This window comes from Streptomyces lacaronensis, assembly GCF_047337785.1.
Classification (GTDB): Bacteria; Actinomycetota; Actinomycetes; order Streptomycetales; family Streptomycetaceae; genus Streptomyces; species Streptomyces lycopersici.
Genome location: NZ_JBLHDK010000003.1, coordinates 7,872,165 through 7,891,360, shown reverse-complemented (window position 1 = coordinate 7,891,360; position 19,196 = coordinate 7,872,165). Strand labels below are relative to the sequence as shown.

Genomic DNA, 19,196 nt, shown 5'->3' with positions numbered 1-19,196 from the left:
CGAAAAGGGGAGGCGATGCGCGCCGACGCCTCGCCTCCCCTACTCTCGCCATGCTGCCCAGGGTCGCCGACTCCCTGTCCTTCCTCTACCTGGACATGGTCCGCGTCGTCCAGGACGGCACTGGAGTCTGCGCCCAGATTCAGGTCGACCCCCAGCGCATCGACCTCGTCTACGTACCCACCGCAGCCCTTTCCTGCCTCCTGCTCGGGCCCGGCGTCTCCATCACCACTCCCGCGCTGACCACCCTGGCCCGGCACGGCACCAGCGTCGTCTGCGTCGGCGCCGGAGGTGTGCGCGCCTACGCCGGAATCCTCCCGGACTCCCTCACCACCCACTGGCTCGAGCAGCAGGTCACCTGCTGGTCCGACCCCGCAAAACGTCTCGACGTCGCCATCCGCATGTACGAGAGGCGCTTCAAGGACGCCGCCCTCCCCCAAACCGTCACCCTGGAGCAGTTGCGCGGCATGGAAGGCCAGCGCATGAAAGCCTTCTACAAGATCCTCGCGGAACAGCACGGCATCGGCCGCTTCCGCCGCAACTACCGACCCGACCAATGGGACTCCCAGGACCCCGTCAACCTGGCCCTGTCCGCCGCCAACACCTGCCTCTACGGCATCGTCCACGCAGCCCTGCTCGCCCTCGGCATCTCCCCGGCCCTCGGATTCGTCCACGCCGGCACCCAGCACGCATTCGTCTACGACATCGCCGACCTCTACAAAGCCGAGACCACACTCCCCATCGCCTTCGCCCTCCACAACTCCACCAACCCCGAGCAGGAAGCCCGCCGCCGCTTCCGCGAAGACCTCCGCCTGCTGCGGCTCCTGCCACGCATCGTCCGCGACGTGCAGAACCTACTGGCCCCCGACCACACCAACACTGGCAACGCCGTGGCGGGGGAGGACGACGAGGACGAACGGCCCGAACGCCGCGACGCCCAGATGGTCCACCTCTGGGACCCCAAAGTCGGCGTCCTGCCCGCAGGCATCAACTACGCAGCAGGAGGCGACTGATGGCCTCCATGCTGGTTATCGCCACCACCGCCGTCCCCGACCACCTCCGAGGTGCCCTCAGCCGCTGGACCAGCGAAGTCGTCCCCGGCATCTTCGTCGGCAGCGTCTCCGCCCGCGTCCGCGACGAACTATGGCAAGCCGTCACCCAAACCGTCGGCAACGGCGCTGCCGTCCTCGTCCACCCGGCCCCCACCGAACAGGGCTACGCCATCCGAACCGCAGGCACCCGCCGCCGCGTCCCCGAGGACTTCGACGGGCTCACCCTGATCCGCATGACCGCACCACCAAAAGTCAAGGAAATGCAAAGCCCCTCTTAAGGTGCAGGTCAGGAAGAGTCCTCCCCGCCATCGCGGGGGTGTTCCGGAACTCTTGCTCGCGTTGAACAGATGAGGTCGGTCCTCCCCGCCATCGCGGGGGTGTTCCGTGGGCCGACCACCACGCCAGCGCCCACTTCGAGTCCTCCCCGCCATCGCGGGGGTGTTCCGGGGATCGGATCACGATCGCCAATCCGCCGACCGTCCTCCCCGCCATCGCGGGGGTGTTCCGCTGCGCGCGGAGATCGAGAAGGCGACCACGGCGTCCTCCCCGCCATCGCGGGGGTGTTCCGCCGTGCTTACGGCCGAGCTTGGTGAGAGTGGTGTCCTCCCCGCCATCGCGGGGGTGTTCCGACCTGACGTGGGGGCTGCTGCTGGAGCAGTGGGTCCTCCCCGCCATCGCGGGGGTGTTCCGCAACAAACTGTTCAATGAGGGGGACGCGTGAGGTCCTCCCCGCCATCGCGGGGGTGTTCCGTCCGCCCCACAGGTCGACACCCAGTGCCCCCTGTCCTCCCCGCCATCGCGGGGGTGTTCCGATCTCGACGGCCACCCTATGCATGGGGTCGTCGTCCTCCCCGCCATCGCGGGGGTGTTCCGGCAGCCAGGGGTAAAAAGGCCGCAGCGTGAGCGTCCTCCCCGCCATCGCGGGGGTGTTCCGCAACTGGTGAACGAGGGCTTCGACCAGGTACAGTCCTCCCCGCCATCGCGGGGGTGTTCCTGCTGAGGCGAGTGGGTGGTTTCCGCGGCCAGTGTCCTCCCCGCCATCGCGGGGGTGTTCCGGCGTTCTTCTCCTACCCGAAGGCCGGGCAGACGTCCTCCCCGCCATCGCGGGGGTGTTCCGGCGATTTCGACGTCCCCCCGACCGGCGTGGATGTCCTCCCCGCCATCGCGGGGGTGTTCCTCGAGGCGGTGCGGACCTTCTCCCGCAGCTCGAGTCCTCCCCGCCATCGCGGGGGTGTTCCGCAGATGAAGCGGCTCGCCGAAGAGGGCCGCCTGTCCTCCCCGCCATCGCGGGGGTGTTCCGGAGGCGTACCGGCAGGACCCCGGACCGCAGCCGTCCTCCCCGCCATCGCGGGGGTGTTCCGACCCGCGGCAACGTGCTGCTCGTCCTGCAGTCGTCCTCCCCGCCATCGCGGGGGTGTTCCGCCTTGGCCCATCACCCAGATCGCGGCCTTGCCGTCCTCCCCGCCATCGCGGGGGTGTTCCGCCTTTGAAGCCACCCCCCAACCCCTTGAGTGAGTCCTCCCCGCCATCGCGGGGGTGTTCCGCTGTACGTCGGATGGTCCGCCCGCGGCTACCGGTCCTCCCCGCCATCGCGGGGGTGTTCCGAACCGCGACCCCGCCGTACCGGTCGGGTACTGGTCCTCCCCGCCATCGCGGGGGTGTTCCGACCACGGCCTGTACCTGGTCACGCTCACGGTGGTCCTCCCCGCCATCGCGGGGGTGTTCCGAGGCCGCCGCCGCCTGTGGGGTGAGCCTGTCCGTCCTCCCCGCCATCGCGGGGGTGTTCCGCTGGACGTCCCTGTCGTTGAACAGGAGGACGGGTCCTCCCCGCCATCGCGGGGGTGTTCCGCCATGAACCGTGGCGCGCATCTCGCGTCGCCCGTCCTCCCCGCCATCGCGGGGGTGTTCCGCCATGAACCGTGGCGCGCATCTCGCGTCGCCCGTCCTCCCCGCCATCGCGGGGGTGTTCCGGTGAGCTTGTCGTCGTACTCCTCCAGCGCGTCGTCCTCCCCGCCATCGCGGGGGTGTTCCGTCCCCGTAGTCCACAAGGGCATCGACGTACACGTCCTCCCCGCCATCGCGGGGGTGTTCCGCGCTGGACCACGGAGGTGCGCTCCGGGCTGACGTCCTCCCCGCCATCGCGGGGGTGTTCCGGTGCCGCGGGATAGGCCGGTGTCCTGGGTGCCGTCCTCCCCGCCATCGCGGGGGTGTTCCGAGCACGTCGGCGATGTTCCTTGGTCAGGCTCTGTCCTCCCCGCCATCGCGGGGGTGTTCCGTCAGCTGATCACCGTCCACTGCTGGGAGTGCGGTCCTCCCCGCCATCGCGGGGGTGTTCCGGACTGGGCCACCTCGTACTCGAAGCTCCTGGAGTCCTCCCCGCCATCGCGGGGGTGTTCCGCCGGGCGTTCCTTCTGGCACGCCCAACGCCTCGTCCTCCCCGCCATCGTGGGGTGTTCCGCATCAGCTCGGCCTCGGCCATGGTCGGGGCGAGTCCTCCCCGCCATCGCGGGGGTGTTCCGAGATCGCACAGGTCATCGTCACAGCGTCCAGCGTCCTCCCCGCCATCGCAGGGGTGTTCCGGTGGCGCGGGGTGCCTCGTCGGAGCCGTGGACGTCCTCCCCGCCATCGCGGGGGTGTTCCGGTAGCGCCGTCTGGACTCAAGGGCACGGCCCAGTCCTCCCCGCCATCGCGGGGGTGCTCCGCGCTGGCGTCTCGGCTGATCCAGCTTCACACGGTGCTCCCCGCCGACGCGGGGGTGTTCCGCCGAGCGAGGAAACGAGGGCGCCGGCCTGTCCGTGCTCCCCACCGACGCGGGGGTGTTCCGTGGCCCCACACCGAGGGATGGGACACGTTCATGTGCTCCCCGCCGACGCGGGGGTGTTCCGAGCGGCGCTTCCGGGCTCCAGTCGTCGAGTCGGTGCTCCCCGCCGACGCGGGGGTGTTCCGACCCCCACGGCCTCGCCGTCTCCCACGGCATGGTGCTCCCCGCCGACGCGGGGGTGTTCCGACCGCTGGCTATCGCATGGGCACGGCCCAGGAGTGCTCCCCGCCGACGCGGGGGTGTTCCGCGATACCACGACGGGTGCCACTGCCAAGTGGTGTGCTCCCCGCCGACGCGGGGGTGTTCCGATCGTGGCGACTCGCAGGTGGCTGATCGGGGCGTGCTCCCCGCCGACGCGGGGGTGTTCCGCTCCCGAGGGCTGGCTCAGCTCCTCAGGGAGCGTGCTCCCCGCCGACGCGGGGGTGTTCCGGAGAACCACCGGCACACCATCGCCGTGTCGTTGTGCTCCCCGCCGACGCGGGGGTGTTCCGCGCTAGGTGCGCGCCCGCCGGGCGACGTCCTCGTGCCCCCCGCCGACACGGGGGTGTTCCGTGGGCTTCTCCGTCAGCTTCTTCACGGTCAGCGTGCTCCCCGCCGACGCGGGGGTGTTCCGGCGCTCATCGGGTACGTGGACGAAGATGATGCGTCCTCCCCGCCGACGCGGGGGTGTTCCGAAGTCAAGAGGTGTTCTGAAGTACTTCAGAATGTCCTCCCCGCCGACGCGGGGGTGTTCCGCCGACCGAGCCCTAGTAGAAGAACGCCGGAGAGTCCTCCCCCCGACGCGGGGGTGTTCCGACGCAGCGTCAGCCCGTCCTGGACGTGATGCCGTCCTCCCCGCCGACGCGGGGGTGTTCCGGCCCGCTTGGATATTGGGAGGACGTATACGCCGTCCTCCCCGCCGACGCGGGGGTGTTCCACTCGTTGCCTTCTGAGAGGGGGCCGGATGGCTGTCCTCCCCGCTGACGCGGGGGTGTTCCGGTGCGGTACCTCGATGGACCCCACTCGTCTTCATCCTCCCCGCCGACGCGGGGGTGTTCCGGCCGTGGTCGACGCCTTCATGCGGATGCTCGCGTCCTCCCCGCCAACGCGGGGGTGTTCCGAGCTCGCAGACCGAGCAGATGTCCGCGTCGACGTCCTCCCCGCCGACGCGGAGGTGTTCCGCTGTTCATGGCGAGGAAAACCATGCGCTCGTCGTCCTCCCCGCCGACGCGGGGGTGTTCCGGTGGCAAGGATGTCGACGCTGCGACGCTGGCGGTCCTCCCCGCCGACGCGGGGGTGTTCCGGGGTACCGCTCGACGTCGAGGGGGTAGGGCTGGTCCTCCCCGCCGACGCGGGGGTGTTCCGCAGACCTACGACCAAACCAGGACGTTGACCGCGTCCTCCCCGCCGACGCGGGGGTGTTCCACGCACATTTAATAACCCATGATCGCCAACGTCGTGCTCCCCGCCGACGCGGGGGTGTTCCGTGGCAGGACGTGAACACCCTGGCCAAGGTCTAGTCCTCCCCGCCGACGCGGGGGTGTTCCGCTGAAGCCGATTGCGGCCAGTCCCGTGGCGACGTGCTCCCCGCCGACGCGGGGTGTTCCGACAGAGGTCCCCAAGGGGTTCTACCTTCTCTTGTGCTCCCCGCCGACGCTTGGGTGTTCCGGTTTGGGGCTCCCTCATGGTCAGAATCCCTGGGTGATCTCCGCCAACGTGGGGTCCGGCCACCGTCGCCTTAACCTTCTCGGTGCCGTCGTGCTCCCCGCCAACGTGGGGGTGATCCGATGACCGGCGGCGCGATCGGTCTCAACACCAGGTGCTCTCCACCGATGCGGGGTTCCGATCACCAATCTCGATGCGAGCTGGACGCCAGGATGCTGCCCGCCGACGTGGGGGTGTTCCGAGCGGCGGGAGGTCGTGGTTCAGCGTCTGCTTGTGCTCCTCGCCGACGCAGGGGTGGTCCGTCGTCGACCACCTCACCCGTACGACGCTGGCCGTGCTCCCCGCCGACGCGGGGGTATTCCGAACAGCACGGCCGGAGCGCCGTCCTCATAGACGTACTCCCCGCCGACGCGGGGGTGTTCGGACGGCCTGCCTGACGAGGAAGCGGTCCCAGCGCCATGTGTTGTCACGGTTCGCGTGGTCCTCGCCGACGCGGGGGTGTTCCGAGTGAGCTCCTGCGGTCGCTGGTGGTCCACCTGTGCTTCCCGCCGACGTGGGGGTGCTCCGAAGCCCATCCGCAACGCCGTGCCGACGTACGAGTCCTTCCCACCGACGGGGGTGTTCCGGCCACGGCGGCTGCCCTGGTCTTCCTGATCCGCCCTCCCCGCCGATGAGGAGATGTTCCGTTCCTCACGGGTATCTCCGATGCCTCGAACTCGTCCTCCTCGCCCAGGTGGGGGTGTTCCGCCGCGCTCCAGGCCGCCGGCTTCCGCGTGATCTTCCTCCCCGCCGACGCGGCGGTGTTCCGCACTGCCAGTCCTCGGAGTACTGGAGGGAGGCGTTCTCCCCCGCTGATGTGGGGGTGTTCCGTCCGCGCTCGCAGACACCAAGTTTGAGCAACAACCCTCCGCGCCAACGCGGGGGTGATCCGGCAGCCTGACGGCTGGTGCTGAGCGCCTTGCGTGCTCCCCGCCGATGTGGGGCGACTCTCCGCCCTTCGCGGCTCCTGCCACGAGAGGTAGCGCCCGGGTCTGAGGCGATGGCCTGTCAGGATTCAGTCCGTCCAACTACAGCGGCCTGAAGCAGATGGCAGCCGACGCTTCAAGCCCTGCACGCCGACAAGGCGCATGATCGACCCGACCTGCGAAAATAGTCACGGCGAGCGCATCGGAGTGCGGATCGCCCGCAAGGGCATGCGTAAACCGCAGCGCCCGGCCGAGCGAATGCATGACCGGGCGCTGCGGTGCGCGAGAGGACTGCGGACAAGCCGCGCCCTTACATCAACGTGCCCTGCTCATAGCGGTCTGCCAGCGGGCCCAGCTCGCGGACTTCGTCACCCGTGACGTCCTTCCACCACTTTGCGAAGATCCGGCGGTGGCACCACTGCGCCGGGTCCGTCAGGTCTTCAAAGCAGAGCAGGACCAGCCTGTGTTCCTTCTCCACCTCGGCTATCTCCTGCAACCGCGCGGCGACCCGTGCCGCTCCCAGACTGTCCAGGTCCGCGCGGTAGACCGAAGTGAACTCCGGCAGCGGCTTGGAGAAATACTCCCTCCGAGGTGCCAGTTCGCGCACCACGTGCCTGAGCTGATAGGTGAGCTGGAAACGGGGAGCCCCCACAGTGATACGCACCGGCACTCCCTGCGGGGGTTGGTACGCCTGGTAGCGGTTAGTGAACAGGGTTAGCACGCAGTTGCTTCCTTTCGTATTTCTCAACGGTCGGGCGCGCAGACGCCTACGCCAACGGCCCGGGTTTTAGGCGACACCCGCTCAGGCCCGTATGGATCTGAGTGACGTCGAGCCCACAGGGCTTTGCGGGCTTGGCGCGACTGACCAGCATCCACACCCCTCGGCTTGAGGGGTGCAGCACACGCAGAGGGCGTGGCCGGATATCCCGACCACGCCCACCGCAGTTCAGGTGAGGACGGAGGGGCGCCGCCACTGCCGCGCCCCCTCACCCCCTCACTTCGCCGGTGCCGCCTCCGGCTCCTTGGCCACCGGCTTGACCTCCGACTTCTTTTGCGCGGTCGCCTTCCGGGGGGTGGTGTTCGCGGCCGGGCGAGCCTTGGAACGGGGAGCCGTGGGCTTGGCTGTCGTCTTCTTAGCGACAGGCTCGGCGTCGGGCTTCTTCTCTGCGCTGGCCGTCTCTTCCTCCTCGGCCTTACCCTCCGCTTCTGCGCCCTTGCTCTTCGCGGCCTCGGCCTCCTTCTGGACTTCCAGCGCCTTGCGGTTGAAGTCCGCCTCCATCGCACGCTGGATGCCCTGGGCCTTGCTCAGCAGGTTGCGGACCAGCTGGACCTGGCTGTAGAGCTTGCCGATGACCTTCACGTGACGGGTGAGGTCGTCGCCGAGAATGACGGCCAGGTCCTCGGGCTTCTTCTCGGCCAGCTCCTCCAGGAGAGGCAGCAGGACCTCCTCGGCCTTGCCGAGTCCATCCTTAGCCTTCGCCTTCTGGGCCTTGCGAGACTCCTGCGTCTCGGCGTCGGGGGTCTGCTCGCCGGTCAGGGAAGTCTGCTTTTCCATCATCTTCAGCCCGTTGGCGAAGTGCTGCGCCTCCGCCTCGCTGTCGAAGTCGCCGCGCACGTATCGGGTAGCCGCGACCATCTGGTTGCCCGGGTTGAGCTGGGCGATGTGCCAGGCCAGGTTGGGCTTGATCTGCCCCTTGTCGACCATCTCGCTGACCTCCTGGCGCAGAGTCAGGAGGCCCAGCCGCCACTTGATGTGGGTCTCAGTCTTGCCGAACCGCTTGGCGATCTTCAGGGGGTCCCAGCCGGCGGCGGCCAGGTCGGCGTAGGCACCGGCCTCTTCCATGATCGTCATGTTTTCGCGGCCTACATTCTCCGCAATGCCGAGGACGTACGCTGTCTCGTCGTCAGTGTCCTTGAGGATGTTGGCCGAGATGACATTCTCGCCGATGGCCTTGCAGGCCCTCCACCGACGCTCGCCTGCGATCAGCATGTAGGGGGTCTCTGCGCCCTCGACCGGGCGGACAACGACCGGCTGAAGGAGCCCGTTCTCCTCGATGCTGCCCTTCAGTTCCTTGTGCTTCTCCTCGTCGAAGAACTTGCGGGGCTGCTCGGGGTTGGGGGCGATCTCATCAATCTTGAGGTCGGCAAACACGATTCCCGCACCTTTCCAAATTCAAGGAAAACCAATTTGGTTTCCGGTTGGTTTCTTGTACTTATATCTTAATGGCATTCACCTCTAAAGCAAGTTTCAATTCTTTCCTGAATTCAAGAATTTCTCTTTATTTCTAGAATTGAATTCACCGCATTGCACGCGCCCGCCCGACCCCCGCCCCTTCGGGCGCAACGCGTCGACACCCCGGGAACAAGCGAGCCCGCCACGACGAATTGCCGTGGCGGGCCCTGCCCCACACACCCCACAGGCCGCACCGACGCGACCAACTCCTCGCGGGCGGGGCGCGGGGGGTCGGCCACCCGCGAGGAGCAGGGAGGGTGCCACTCGAAGTGGCACCACCGGGCGGGATCCTGCGGCTGCCGTACCCGCCTGAGCTCAAGCTACAGCAGCCATTCAACATTGTCACCTATCTTTTCGGCGGAGGATGAACAGCGCCGAGTCACCCACCGACTCCCTCCGAACCGTCAGCCCCCTCCCCCTCGGACCGCATCGCCGCCTGGACCTCCAGGACTTTGCGCGCTTCCTCGCGGGCCGCCGACTGATTCCCCCCACCCTCGAGCACCTGCGCAGGCCGCTTCGCCAGTTCGGCGACCCGACGCTCGTCCAACTCGGACATGGACTCCTCTCACACATAGCAACTGACACGCCCGCCCCGGGACCGAGGAACCCCCGCCACCCAGCCGTCCCCGAGGCGCGATCGACTTTCCTGCCTGACGCCGAGACGTTCCCGCCACCCCGACCCGGCACCCTTTCAAGATCTCCACATATCCAAGAGCCCATGCGCCCAACATGTCCGCATTCGCACAGCCGTGAGGCTCCCCTTGCACACCCCAGCATCTCGACGGGATCCGAGCCCGCACCGTACGGAAGGCCCGCAGGTCAGCTCCATATCCGCACCTGACTACCCTTCAAGTGGAAGGACTTGATCAGGTGCCATGTTGCACTATGCTGCGATGGTGATGCATCGTGTTGCACCGAGGAGGTGCGGCATGGACAGGACAAGCCCAGAGGAGTCGGTGTCGGCGGAGCAGTCGACTGACGAGCGAATCCATGAGGCTAAGTCAGCGGTGGCCAAACGCCTGCGCTACGTCCGGCAGCACCACCCCGAGGGGCCCTTCACCCTAGCCGCGCTGGCTGAACGGGCCCGAGTCTCCAAGCGCACACTCGCCCAGGCTGAGTCGGCCAGTGGTTCCAATCTGACGATCGAAACGCTCGTCAAGGTGGCCTCATCGCTGGGGATCACGCGAGATGCCTATTTCCTCGATGACCAGGTGTTCCGTGAGGTCAATGCCGAGTTCGACACGCTTAGGGAGCTGCAACAGCAAGGGGTCGAAAGCGTGGCGTTGCGGAAGCCCAGTGCAGCGGCGCTTCCTTCTGATTCGCTCAAAGAGCTGACCGGCTTGCTCAGAGGAATCCTTGACTCCGCAGCCAAAGCGCAGGACACCTTGCAGGATATTCCGTACCACCACCCCGACGAGACCGATAGTTAGTGTCGTGATGGTGATGCGTTGGCGACGTAGAGATACCAGCCAAGACAGCAAGGCCCTACAAAGACGATGCGAGGAGCGGGTACGCGCTATCGGCCTAACCGGTGATCAGCCCCTCACTGTTGAGGACCTCTGCGCCCGGCTCGGTCGTTTATACGGCCGCCCGATCCATGTCATTACCCTCACGCTCCCCCGCGGCAGCCCCGATGGCCTGTTGGTGTCTGCTAATGACCGAGATTTCATCGTGGTTGAGGATCGCCTCGCCCCAGTGCATCAGCACCAAGTGATGCTCCATGAGCTGGGGCACTTTATATGTGATCACGAGACCACGCCTGTGATGACTCCTGAAGCCTCTCGGCTCCTCCTGCCCTCCCTCGACCCGGAACTGGTCCGCCGCGTACTCGGTCGAGACCATTCAAATTCGGAGGCCGAGCAGGAAGCAGAGTATGTCGGGTCCATCATCGGTCGGCGCATCAGTACATGGGCCGTTGAGCGTACCTGGGACATCCCACCAGAGGCAGAGGAACTGGTGGCACGATTGTCCGCCTTGGAGAAGCCCACTCAACGAGACAGAAGTGAATAACTACCTATACCCCACAGCTGCCGCGATATCACTGCTCGCCTTCTTCTACAAGCTGAGAGTCCTCCGTACGGACCGGTCCCCTACGCAGGTCGCGCTACTCGGTAACTTCTTCTTCCTGACTATCACATTCACCATCTCCACCCCACCAGTCTGGGTGGAAATCAGTCAGGCGGCCGGCATCGTCAACTTATCGGGGCTACTCTCACAAAGCACAGTCATTCTGTCAGCTGCCTGCCAGCAGCTCGTACTGCTCCACCTCAGCCACGAGCGACACATCGCCTGGCGTAAATCCGTACCGCGCCTCGTATTTCTCGCCCTCGTCCTGACCACGATGGTGACGCTGTTTTGCTTGGCATCAAGCTTCGGCGAACGGCCTGATGACTTCGCAGTCACGAATGCTCGTTACTATCCCGTCTACATGATCGTTTACCTGACGGGGCACACGGTGAATCAGGTCGACGTAGGCATACTTGGCTGGCGCTATGCCAAGGTCGCCCCGACTCCGTGGCTTCGGCGCGGCCTCATATTGATCGCACTGTCCCTGCCGCTCCAACTCGTCTACATCGGCTCTCGTCTCGCAGATGTCATCGCAGGGCTGTTTGAGACCACCGGACACGGATGGGAACCGGCGGCTCAGATCGGTGTCGCAGTCTCGACCGTCACCAAGACCGTCGGTTGGACGATCCCGGACTGGGGGCGCCATGTCAGCCGGGTGTGGGCGTGGATCGACTACCGCCGGGCGTATCGCCAGCTCGCCCCCCTGCATTCGAAAGTGACATCGCACGCACCGGATGTAGTGCTCAATCCGGGCGACGCCGATATACGAACCCGGCTGTACCGACTCGTGGTGGAGATCCGGGACGCCCAGTGGAACCTACGCACCTGGATGACGCCCGCTGTCGCTGAGGAGGCCCGGAAACAGGCCATGGCTGCTGGCCTCCGGGACGAGGAGCTTGCCGCGACGGTTGAAGCCGCTCAGCTCGCAGCAGCGATGCAGTCGAAGGACCGAGGGATTCGGCCGATGGAGTACCCGAGTTCGCCACTTGAAGCCGAACCGCAGGACCTCGCTACCGAGATCACGTTTCAGCGCAAGGTCGCCCGCGCCTTCGACGCTTCCCCCACCGTCGCGGCCGTCCTCACCCGTACGTTTGACAGCCGCCCGACCACGCAGGAGCCCACGTGATGACCCGCGTCCCGGAAGGACACCTCCCCCAGCCCTTCGACGCTGCGTTCCTCGACAATCCCTATCCGAGGTACGCACAGCTTCGCGAGGAAAGCGCCGTACACCGGGTCGCGCTCCCAGACGGCTCACCGATCTGGCTCGTGGTCCGAGAAGAGGACGTACGTGCCGGGCTCACCGATCCACGGCTGTCAGTGAACAAGCGAGATTCCGGCATTGGGTACAAGGGCTTCTCCCTCCCGCCGGCCCTGGACGCCAACCTCCTCAACGTCGATCCCGAGGACCATCAGCGCCTGCGTCGCCTGGTGTCGAAAGCATTCACCGCGCGCCGGGTTGAGAGCCTGCGCGGAAGCGTCCAGGCCGCGGTCGACCGTCTCGCGGATGAGCTGGCCAGCCAAGGGGGCGGAGACCTCGTCTCGACCTTCTCCCTCCCCCTGCCGCTCGTGGTAATCGGCGACCTGCTCGCGGTGCCCGATGCCGACCGGCGCCGCTTCTCCACATGGGTGAGCAGCATGCTCACGCCCGAAAGCCCCCAACAGATCAAAGACGCCGTGGAGAACATCCACGCTTTCCTCCTGGACCTCGTCGCCACCCGACGAGGGGCCCTCGGCGACGACATGCTTTCGGCACTCATCGCTGCGCGAGACGAGGGCGATCAACTCACGGAGGACGAGCTCGTCTCTCTCGCCTTCTTGCTCCTGATGGCCGGGAGCGAGAACGCCCAGCATCTGATCAGTGCTGGCCTGGTCACCCTCCTCCAGCGCCCGGAACAGGTCGCAGAGCTGCGTGCTGAGCCCGACCTGCTGCCCGAAGCCGTCGAGGAGCTGTTGCGTTACGCGCACCCCAACCAGATGGCCATTCGACGCTTCCCCACGGAGCCCATAGAGATCGGGGGCACACAGATCCCCGCGGGCGACACCGTCATGCTCTGCTTGGCCTCTGCGCACAGGGACCCTGAGCGATACCCCTCACCGGATGTGTTCGACATCCGCCGCGAGGACAAGGCCCACCTGGCCCTCGGCCAGGGCATGCACTACTGCCTCGGTGCCCCGCTGGCTCGTATGGAGATCCAGATCGCCCTCGATACGTTGCTTCGCCGGTTCCCCCAGTTGGATCTCGCCGTTCCTCCTCAGCAGTTGCAGTGGCGTGTCTCTTTCCGCTCACGCGCGCTCAAGGCGGTCCCCGTCACCCTGCGGTGACGGCGGTATCCCTTTGAGAGGGGTTCCACTTCCGCCACGTCAGCGCGACGCGATCCCCGTCCACGGTGCGCGACCCTCGTGCGGCAGCCGGATAGACCGTGATCCGCTCCAGCATGAGGGTCAGCACACCCTGCTTCGATACCAGCGGGGCATGCTTCCACCACCGGACCAGGTCCGGTACGTCCCCCACCGGCACGTGCTGAACCTGCTCGAGGAAGCGGGCCTGAGTGGCGTTCTCCCGGATCTGATTGGTCAACTGCTTGTCAGCGGCGCGGAAGGCGCTCAGGGACAGCTCCGGCGAGCGAGCGTAGCTCTCGCCGAGCTCCTTCTGCCGCGCCTTGTCAGCCTTCACCTGGGCACGAAGTTCGGCTGCCTCTGCCAGGATCTCGTCACGCGCCTGCGCGATCAATGCGCTGACCTCCGGCTTGGCCAGCTCAGCCAGTACATGCTCAGCGACGTAGGTCTCGAACAGGTCAGCGTTGATGCGGACCTTGCCGCAGCCGCCCGGGTGCTGTGGCCTGTTGGGGAGGCAGCGGTACCCCCGGCTCCCACTGTTCGCAGGGGATGAGCCGACCACCCCGCCGCACAAGCCGCAATCGGCAAGCTCGCCCGGCGTGAGGTACTCACGTTGTTCAGCCCGACGATGGGTCGGATCGTTCTTCGGCCGCATGGCCCGGATGGCTTTGAAGACCTCGGGGGGAATGATTCGCGGTCCCCCTGAGTCCACCAGGTTGCCGTCCGCGTCCTCAGCGAGCCCGGCGATCGCTGGGTGGTCGAGGACGTTCGCCAGAACAGACGGCCGCCAAGGGCCTCCTCGGGTTGTCCGGTAGCCCTCGGCGTTCATCCACTCGGTGATCGCTTCAAAGGTCTGCTTCTGGTAGCGGCGGCTAGCGGCCTGCCGCAAGGGCGCGGCCTCGCTCTCGCGCACCCTCTCGTGCGCCATGTCGTCGAACCCATATAGCCGAGGCATGCCCTGGACTCCTTGACCTAGCCGACCCCCTTACCACACCAAGTTTACCGAAGATAGGTCACACTGTTGCAAAGCAACAACACACCTCATATCCGTACGTCACCCACGCTCAGTCTCGTGCATCCAAGCCGAGGATCTTCCACAGCTCTGCCGTCGGCACACGGATCGTGCCACCCAGCGGGAGCGTCCGAACCGGGAACCGTCCTGATCGGATCAGTTCATACGCCTTGTCGCGGCCGATCCCGAGGGCCCGGCCAGCAGTTGTCACGTTCACCGTGGCTGGAAGAGCCAGCAGCTCCTCCAGTCCCATCGCTCCGGACGGAGCCTGTTCGCCTGCCTCCTGAGCAGCCATGTCGTTGGTCGCATCCTCCCCCGCGCCAACTTGCGCACGACTTTACAACAGTGTCCGACAGCCTCAGCAAGATGAAGACAGATCACACCGGACTCGTACGGACACGTACGCACAAGCAAAGCCGACTGCGGGGCAGTCGGCAGCAGGGGGTCAGATGTACTCGCCGAACTTCTACCGGCGATGCCAGTGCGAGGGGCCGCTCATCGACAAGAAGGGCAACCCTGTACTGAACGACGACGGCACACCCAAGATCGGGTCCATCGGCCTGACGTGCCCGAAGCTCGGCAAGAAGGGACACGGCTCGTGGGCCTTCACGCTGGAGCTTGAGCGCGGGAAGAACGGGAAGCGCCAGCGAGTCCGCCTCAGCGGCTTCCCCACCAAGGAGAAGGCCGAGGAGAAGGCCAAGAAGGTCTACAAGCAAGCAGAGCTCGGTACAGACGTGCTGTCCGACGAGACCATGGGCGAATTCCTGGGGCGTTGGATCAAGGCCAAGAAGTCCCTGGCTCGCACCACCCGCCACGGCTACGAGGAGCACATCACCCTCTACCTCGGACCGCACCTTGGGCACATCAAGCGCCGCGACCTCCGAGTTCGTCATCTGGACCGTATGTACGACGCCATACAGAAGGAGAACGCCGAGCGCGTGCTCCACCGCCTACGCGTCGACGAGCTGACCCAGGCACGAGATGCTGCCCACACCGCCTGGGTGCGTGCGGCCGGAAAGAAGGAAGAGCGGCGCCGGACGCGCAAGGAGTACCTGGCCGCGAACCAGGCACTACGCGAGGGCCGCAAGGGGCTGAGGAAAGTCACCTCCGCCGCAACGATGCACCGCATCAACGACACGCTCAGCTCCGCCCTGTCCTGGGGCATCAAAACGGAGGAGGCATTCGCAAAGAACTGGGCTCAGCTTGTCGAGCTGCCAGCCGTCACGCGCCCCAAGCCACTCGTATGGACCCCTGAACGTATCGCGCATTGGAAGAAGACGGGCGAGAAGCCGGGCCCCGTCATGGTGTGGACACCTGGACAGACGGGGCAGTTCCTCGACTTCGTCAAAGACGACCGTCTGTACTCACTGTGGTACACCTTCGTCTTCTCCGGCCCGCGGCGCGGCGAGATGTGCGCGCTGCCATGGTCCGAAGTCAGCCTCGACGCCCTCTGGCTGCGCATCTCGGCACAGATAGTGGAGGTTGCCTACCGCCAGTACGGAGAAACGCCCAAGGCAGAGAGTGTACGGACCAATTGGCTGAGCCTGGAGCACGGCGAAGTCCTGAGCCGCTGGCGGGAGCGGCAGGCGAGGGACCGCGAGGAATGGGCCGGGGTCGACGCCTGGATCGAGTCGGCCCGGGTATGGACGCACGAGAACGGGGAGGCATTGCACCCCGACTGGGTGTCGCGGCGCTTCAAGCGTCTGGTGGAGTTGTCCGGCCTGCCGCCCGTACGGCTGCACGACCTCCGGCACATCTCTGCGACGCTGTCGCTGCTGGCCAAGAACGACATCAAGATCGTGCAGGAGAGGCTGGGCCACTCCTCGCGCCAGATCACCTCGGATACCTACACCAGCGTGCTGCCCGAGGTGATGCGCACCGAGGCCGAGTCCACGCTGTCCGTCGTGCCTCGCGAGGTCGCGTACGACGTCCAGCAGGAGCTGGAGATCTCCGATGAGGCGTTCCAAGGCGACGTCGCCGTCATCTTCGCCCACGGCGCCCGCGGCACCGGAAACACATGGGTCGTCGGGACACAGACCGGGCCTCAGCGCCCCCTGCTCGGAGAGATCCGCACTGTCGGCCGGGGCCAGGAGCACGCCGCCGACGCCGCCCTCAAGTGGGTCCGGGACCACTGCGCCGATCGCGAACTGGAGATCCTTCGGATCCAGAACCTGAACGATCAGTACCCGGAGGATCAGCGGCCGCACTTTGCGCTGCTCCGCTTCTTCATCGCCCGACCGGATGGGCCGGACGTCTCCCGATGGGGCCCGTCCGCCGGTCCCAGCACCCGCCCCGGCAGCTCGCGAGGCCGCGCCGATGGGCGGTCTTCGCGACGGTCCCGGAAGGCCGCGTAGTCACCTTCGGACACCACCTGGGCCACTGGCGGGTCCTTCGGGCCACTGTAGGGCCACTTGATCTTGGTCTGAACGGATGAACGGGAGTCCCCGCGTCGGCGCGGCGACTCCCGTTCATATGTCTGCGCAGGTCAGGATGGGTCTGCCCGCGTAGTGCCCTGGTGGGGCGGGTGGGACTCGAACCCACGGCCGACGGATTATGAGTCCGCTGCTCTAACCGGCTGAGCTACCGCCCCGTAACGGCGCGTCGTACACATCTGCGCGCGCCGTCTGCCGCAGCATAGCCGCTCATACGATCTGCTGCTTCGGAGGGCCGACGCTGGGAGGCCCCCTGGCTGCGATCATGACGTAGATCACGCCCGGAGGGGGCCGGAAATGAAAAAGGACCCCACAAGGGGTCCTCCTCACTGCTCCCCCGACTGGACTCGAACCAGTAACCCTCCGGTTAACAGCCGAATGCTCTGCCAATTGAGCTACAGGGGACCGAGCTCCCCCGACTGGACTCGAACCAGTAACCTGCCGGTTAACAGCCGGCTGCTCTGCCAATTGAGCTACAGGGGATTGCTCCATGTGCCGCGACCGTGGCCCCGCCCGGATCTCCCGGACGGCGTGCGCTCGCTGCGACACATACATTAGCGCAAGCAGGGGGGTGCTCCGCCAATCGGTTCGCCGCGTCCACCCTCGGGCGAACCTCCGCCGATCCAGGGATGATCTTCTAGATGATCGTGGGTGATCTGCGGCGCGGGCGGGTAGACGTGCGGCACGACCCCGGGGTCCAGTTGTGAAGGACAGCGAGAAGGGCAGGTCGATGCGCTACCGGCTGACGTTCATCACCGGGATGGCTGTGGGTTACGTACTGGGCACGCGAGCCGGCCGCCAGCGGTACGAACAGCTGCGCGCGTGCGCGCAGAAGTTCGCACGGAACCCGGCCGTCCGCAATACCGCCGAATCGGCCGCGCAAGGTGGCCGGCATGCCGCCGTGCGGGCGCTGGACAAGGTCCGGCCGCTGCGCGAGAAGATCGGGCAGCGCGACGCCCGCGCGGTGGGCGAGGACGACTGGGGCACCAGCAACACCTAGACCCGGCGGTGGCATGATCTGATCCATGGGGATAGTCGCCGGGTTGGACAGTTCGTCCGAGAGCACACGAATCGTCGTCTGTGACACCGATACGGGTGCCGTGATCAAACAGGGGTACGCCCCGCATCCGGTCGGCGGCAGCGGCGATGTGGACCCGCAGGCGTGGCTGATGTCCCTCGGCGAGGCCGCCGAGGGCGGGCTGCTCGAGGGGGTCCAGGCCATCGGCGTCTCGGCGCAGCAGCACGGGCTGCTGGCGCTGGACGCGGGCGGGGTGCTGGTGCGCCCCGCGCTGGTGGGCAACGACAAGCGCGCCCAGTCCGCGGCCGCCGACCTCACCGAGGCGCTCGGCGGCCGTACCGCCTGGGCCCAGGCGGTCGGCGCCGTGCCGACCGCCTCGCAGCCGGTGGCGAAGCTGCGCTGGCTGACGCGGAACGAGCCGGACGCGGCGCACCGCGTGGCCGAGCTGATGCAGCCGCACGACTGGCTGGTGTGGCAGCTGCTGGGGCGGCCGGTGCGGCGTACGACCGACCGCGGTACGGCCTCCAGCAGTGGCTACTGGTCGGCGGCGAACGGATCCTGGCGCCCCGACCTGGTCCAGCTGGCCCTCGGTCACCAGGTGCGGCTGCCGGAGGTCATCGGCCCGGCCGACGCCGCCGGGCACACCCCCGAGGGGCTGCTGATCTCCGCCGGTACGGGCGAGACCATGGCCGCCGCCTTCGGGCTCGGGGTCGGGGTCGGGGACGCGGTGATCTCCCTGGGCGCCTCCGGCTCGGTCTTCTCCGTCCACCATGAGGCGCTGGCCGATCCGACCGGCACGATCCTGTCGTACGCGGACGCCACCGGCATGCATCTACCGGTGGTCCATACGCTCAACGCGGTACGGGCGCTACGCGGTACGGCGGAATTGCTGGGCACGGATCTCGAGGGGCTCTCCGCGCTCGCGATGAAGTCCACCCCGGGGTCGTACGGGCTGGTGCTGCTGCCGTATCTGGAGGGCGAACGGACCCCGCACCTGCCGCATACGGCCGGGACGCTGACCGGGCTGCGGCGCGAGTCGATGAAGCCCGAGCATCTGGCGCGGGCCGCGTTCGAGGGGATGCTGTGCGGGCTCGCGGACGCGCTGGACGTGCTGCGCGGGCGCGGCGTCCAGGTGCGGCGCGTCTTCCTGCTCGGACCCGCGGCCGACCTCCAGGCCGTCCGCGCGATCGCGCCCGCGGTGCTGGGCGCGCAGGTCGTGGTGGTCCAGCCCGCCGACTACGCCGCGCTGGGCGCGGCCCGGCAGGCGGCGTGGGCGCTGGGCGTCTCGCACGGCACCCACTCGCCGCATGAGCCGCCGCGCTGGCCGGCCGCGGCGGGCCAGGTCTTCGAGCCGGGCGAGGATCTGCCGGTGGGGCAGTCGGTGCGGCAGCAGTACGTGGCAGTACGGGAGCAGATCCACCCCGGGGCCTTTGAGCCGGAGGCCTTGGGGTCCGGGGCCGTCGAGCCGGGAGCCCCGGAGGCCGTAGGCCATGGGACGGCCGACGGGTACGGGGCCGGTGGGTACGGGGCCATGTGAGGCCGTGGGATTGGGGCCGGGCAGGTCTCGGGCCAGCCTGCGTGGGCAGGCCCTAGGGCCTGTCTGGGGTTGTGATCTGGA

At 67.2% G+C, this 19,196-nt stretch carries 14 protein-coding genes, 3 tRNA genes and 3 CRISPR repeat arrays; of the genes, 9 read left to right on the top strand and 8 right to left on the bottom strand.

Annotated features, from left to right (window positions below; genetic code table 11):
- Positions 1-50 precede the first annotated feature (50 nt).
- Both cas1e and cas2e read left to right on the top strand, forming a co-directional pair.
- Positions 51-1,010, top strand: a complete 960-nt coding sequence (gene cas1e / locus ACMTAK_RS33730) for a type I-E CRISPR-associated endonuclease Cas1e (RefSeq protein ID WP_413809654.1) — start codon at positions 51-53, stop codon at positions 1,008-1,010.
- Positions 1,010-1,327, top strand: coding sequence for a type I-E CRISPR-associated endoribonuclease Cas2e (gene cas2e, locus ACMTAK_RS33725; protein WP_119988055.1), 318 nt, complete (start codon positions 1,010-1,012; stop codon positions 1,325-1,327). Before cas1e ends, cas2e begins: the two co-directional genes overlap by 1 nt.
- Before the next feature lie 17 nt (positions 1,328-1,344).
- A CRISPR array of direct repeats spans positions 1,345-3,447; the repeat unit is 29 nt; unit sequence GTCCTCCCCGCCATCGCGGGGGTGTTCCG.
- A 91-nt stretch (positions 3,448-3,538) separates the two neighbouring features.
- Positions 3,539-4,605: a CRISPR direct-repeat array (repeat unit 29 nt; unit sequence GTCCTCCCCGCCATCGCGGGGGTGTTCCG).
- A 91-nt stretch (positions 4,606-4,696) separates the two neighbouring features.
- A CRISPR array of direct repeats spans positions 4,697-5,397; the repeat unit is 29 nt.
- 1,392 nt (positions 5,398-6,789) lie between these two features.
- Here cas2e and ACMTAK_RS33720 read toward each other — a convergent pair.
- The 3 genes from ACMTAK_RS33720 to ACMTAK_RS33710 all read right to left on the bottom strand — a co-directional run bounded on the left by ACMTAK_RS33720 (position 6,790) and on the right by ACMTAK_RS33710 (position 9,268).
- Positions 6,790-7,143 carry a DUF488 family protein gene (locus ACMTAK_RS33720; protein ID WP_413809653.1) on the bottom strand — a complete coding sequence of 118 codons (354 nt, stop codon included), beginning with the start codon at positions 7,141-7,143 and terminating at the stop codon, positions 6,790-6,792.
- Between the two features lie 330 nt (positions 7,144-7,473).
- Positions 7,474-8,631 (bottom strand): ParB/RepB/Spo0J family partition protein, encoded by a 1,158-nt coding sequence (locus ACMTAK_RS33715; RefSeq protein ID WP_413809652.1) that lies wholly within the window; start codon positions 8,629-8,631, stop codon positions 7,474-7,476.
- A gap of 460 nt (positions 8,632-9,091) precedes the next feature.
- The gene (locus ACMTAK_RS33710) at positions 9,092-9,268 is read right to left on the bottom strand and encodes a hypothetical protein (RefSeq protein WP_413809651.1); all 177 of its coding nucleotides are present in this window, start codon (positions 9,266-9,268) and stop codon (positions 9,092-9,094) included.
- Positions 9,269-9,641: 373 nt separating this feature from the next.
- Here ACMTAK_RS33710 and ACMTAK_RS33705 point away from each other — a divergent pair, with 373 nt between their 5' ends.
- The 4 genes from ACMTAK_RS33705 to ACMTAK_RS33690 are packed head-to-tail and all read left to right on the top strand — an operon-like array spanning position 9,642 to position 13,101.
- On the top strand, positions 9,642-10,142 hold the full coding sequence (locus ACMTAK_RS33705; RefSeq protein WP_413809650.1) for a helix-turn-helix domain-containing protein: 501 nt from the start codon (positions 9,642-9,644) through the stop codon (positions 10,140-10,142).
- Positions 10,143-10,149: 7 nt separating this feature from the next.
- Complete coding sequence (locus tag ACMTAK_RS33700) at positions 10,150-10,722, top strand: ImmA/IrrE family metallo-endopeptidase (RefSeq protein ID WP_413813077.1); 573 nt, start codon at positions 10,150-10,152, stop codon at positions 10,720-10,722.
- Positions 10,715-11,905, top strand: a complete 1,191-nt coding sequence (locus tag ACMTAK_RS33695; protein ID WP_413809649.1) for an MAB_1171c family putative transporter — start codon at positions 10,715-10,717, stop codon at positions 11,903-11,905. The genes ACMTAK_RS33700 and ACMTAK_RS33695 overlap by 8 nt, the downstream gene beginning before the upstream one ends.
- Positions 11,905-13,101 carry a cytochrome P450 family protein gene (locus tag ACMTAK_RS33690; protein ID WP_413809648.1) on the top strand — a complete coding sequence of 399 codons (1,197 nt, stop codon included), beginning with the start codon at positions 11,905-11,907 and terminating at the stop codon, positions 13,099-13,101. The genes ACMTAK_RS33695 and ACMTAK_RS33690 overlap by 1 nt, the downstream gene beginning before the upstream one ends.
- On the opposite strand, the gene ACMTAK_RS33685 is transcribed toward ACMTAK_RS33690, so the two are convergent.
- Both ACMTAK_RS33685 and ACMTAK_RS33680 read right to left on the bottom strand, forming a co-directional pair.
- On the bottom strand, positions 13,088-14,071 hold the full coding sequence (locus ACMTAK_RS33685) for a recombinase family protein (protein ID WP_413809647.1): 984 nt from the start codon (positions 14,069-14,071) through the stop codon (positions 13,088-13,090). The genes ACMTAK_RS33690 and ACMTAK_RS33685 overlap by 14 nt on opposite strands.
- Positions 14,072-14,180: 109 nt before the next feature.
- Positions 14,181-14,423 carry a DNA-binding protein gene (locus ACMTAK_RS33680; protein ID WP_413809646.1) on the bottom strand — a complete coding sequence of 81 codons (243 nt, stop codon included), beginning with the start codon at positions 14,421-14,423 and terminating at the stop codon, positions 14,181-14,183.
- Between the two features lie 154 nt (positions 14,424-14,577).
- Between ACMTAK_RS33680 and ACMTAK_RS33675 the strand changes: the two genes are divergently transcribed.
- Positions 14,578-16,482, top strand: coding sequence for a tyrosine-type recombinase/integrase (locus tag ACMTAK_RS33675; protein ID WP_413809645.1), 1,905 nt, complete (start codon positions 14,578-14,580; stop codon positions 16,480-16,482).
- Positions 16,483-16,641: 159 nt separating this feature from the next.
- Here ACMTAK_RS33675 and ACMTAK_RS33670 read toward each other — a convergent pair.
- The 3 genes from ACMTAK_RS33670 to ACMTAK_RS33660 form a co-directional block, all read right to left on the bottom strand.
- Positions 16,642-16,718, bottom strand: a tRNA-Ile gene (locus ACMTAK_RS33670).
- A gap of 174 nt (positions 16,719-16,892) precedes the next feature.
- Positions 16,893-16,965, bottom strand: a tRNA-Asn gene (locus ACMTAK_RS33665).
- A 5-nt stretch (positions 16,966-16,970) separates the two neighbouring features.
- Positions 16,971-17,043 (bottom strand) — tRNA-Asn (locus tag ACMTAK_RS33660).
- 247 nt (positions 17,044-17,290) lie between these two features.
- Between ACMTAK_RS33660 and ACMTAK_RS33655 the strand changes: the two genes are divergently transcribed.
- Both ACMTAK_RS33655 and ACMTAK_RS33650 read left to right on the top strand, forming a co-directional pair.
- Positions 17,291-17,560, top strand: coding sequence for a YtxH domain-containing protein (locus ACMTAK_RS33655; RefSeq protein ID WP_413813076.1), 270 nt, complete (start codon positions 17,291-17,293; stop codon positions 17,558-17,560).
- A 25-nt stretch (positions 17,561-17,585) separates the two neighbouring features.
- Entirely contained in the window at positions 17,586-19,115 is a 1,530-nt protein-coding gene (locus ACMTAK_RS33650) for an FGGY family carbohydrate kinase (protein WP_413809644.1), read from the top strand.
- Positions 19,116-19,196 lie beyond the last annotated feature (81 nt).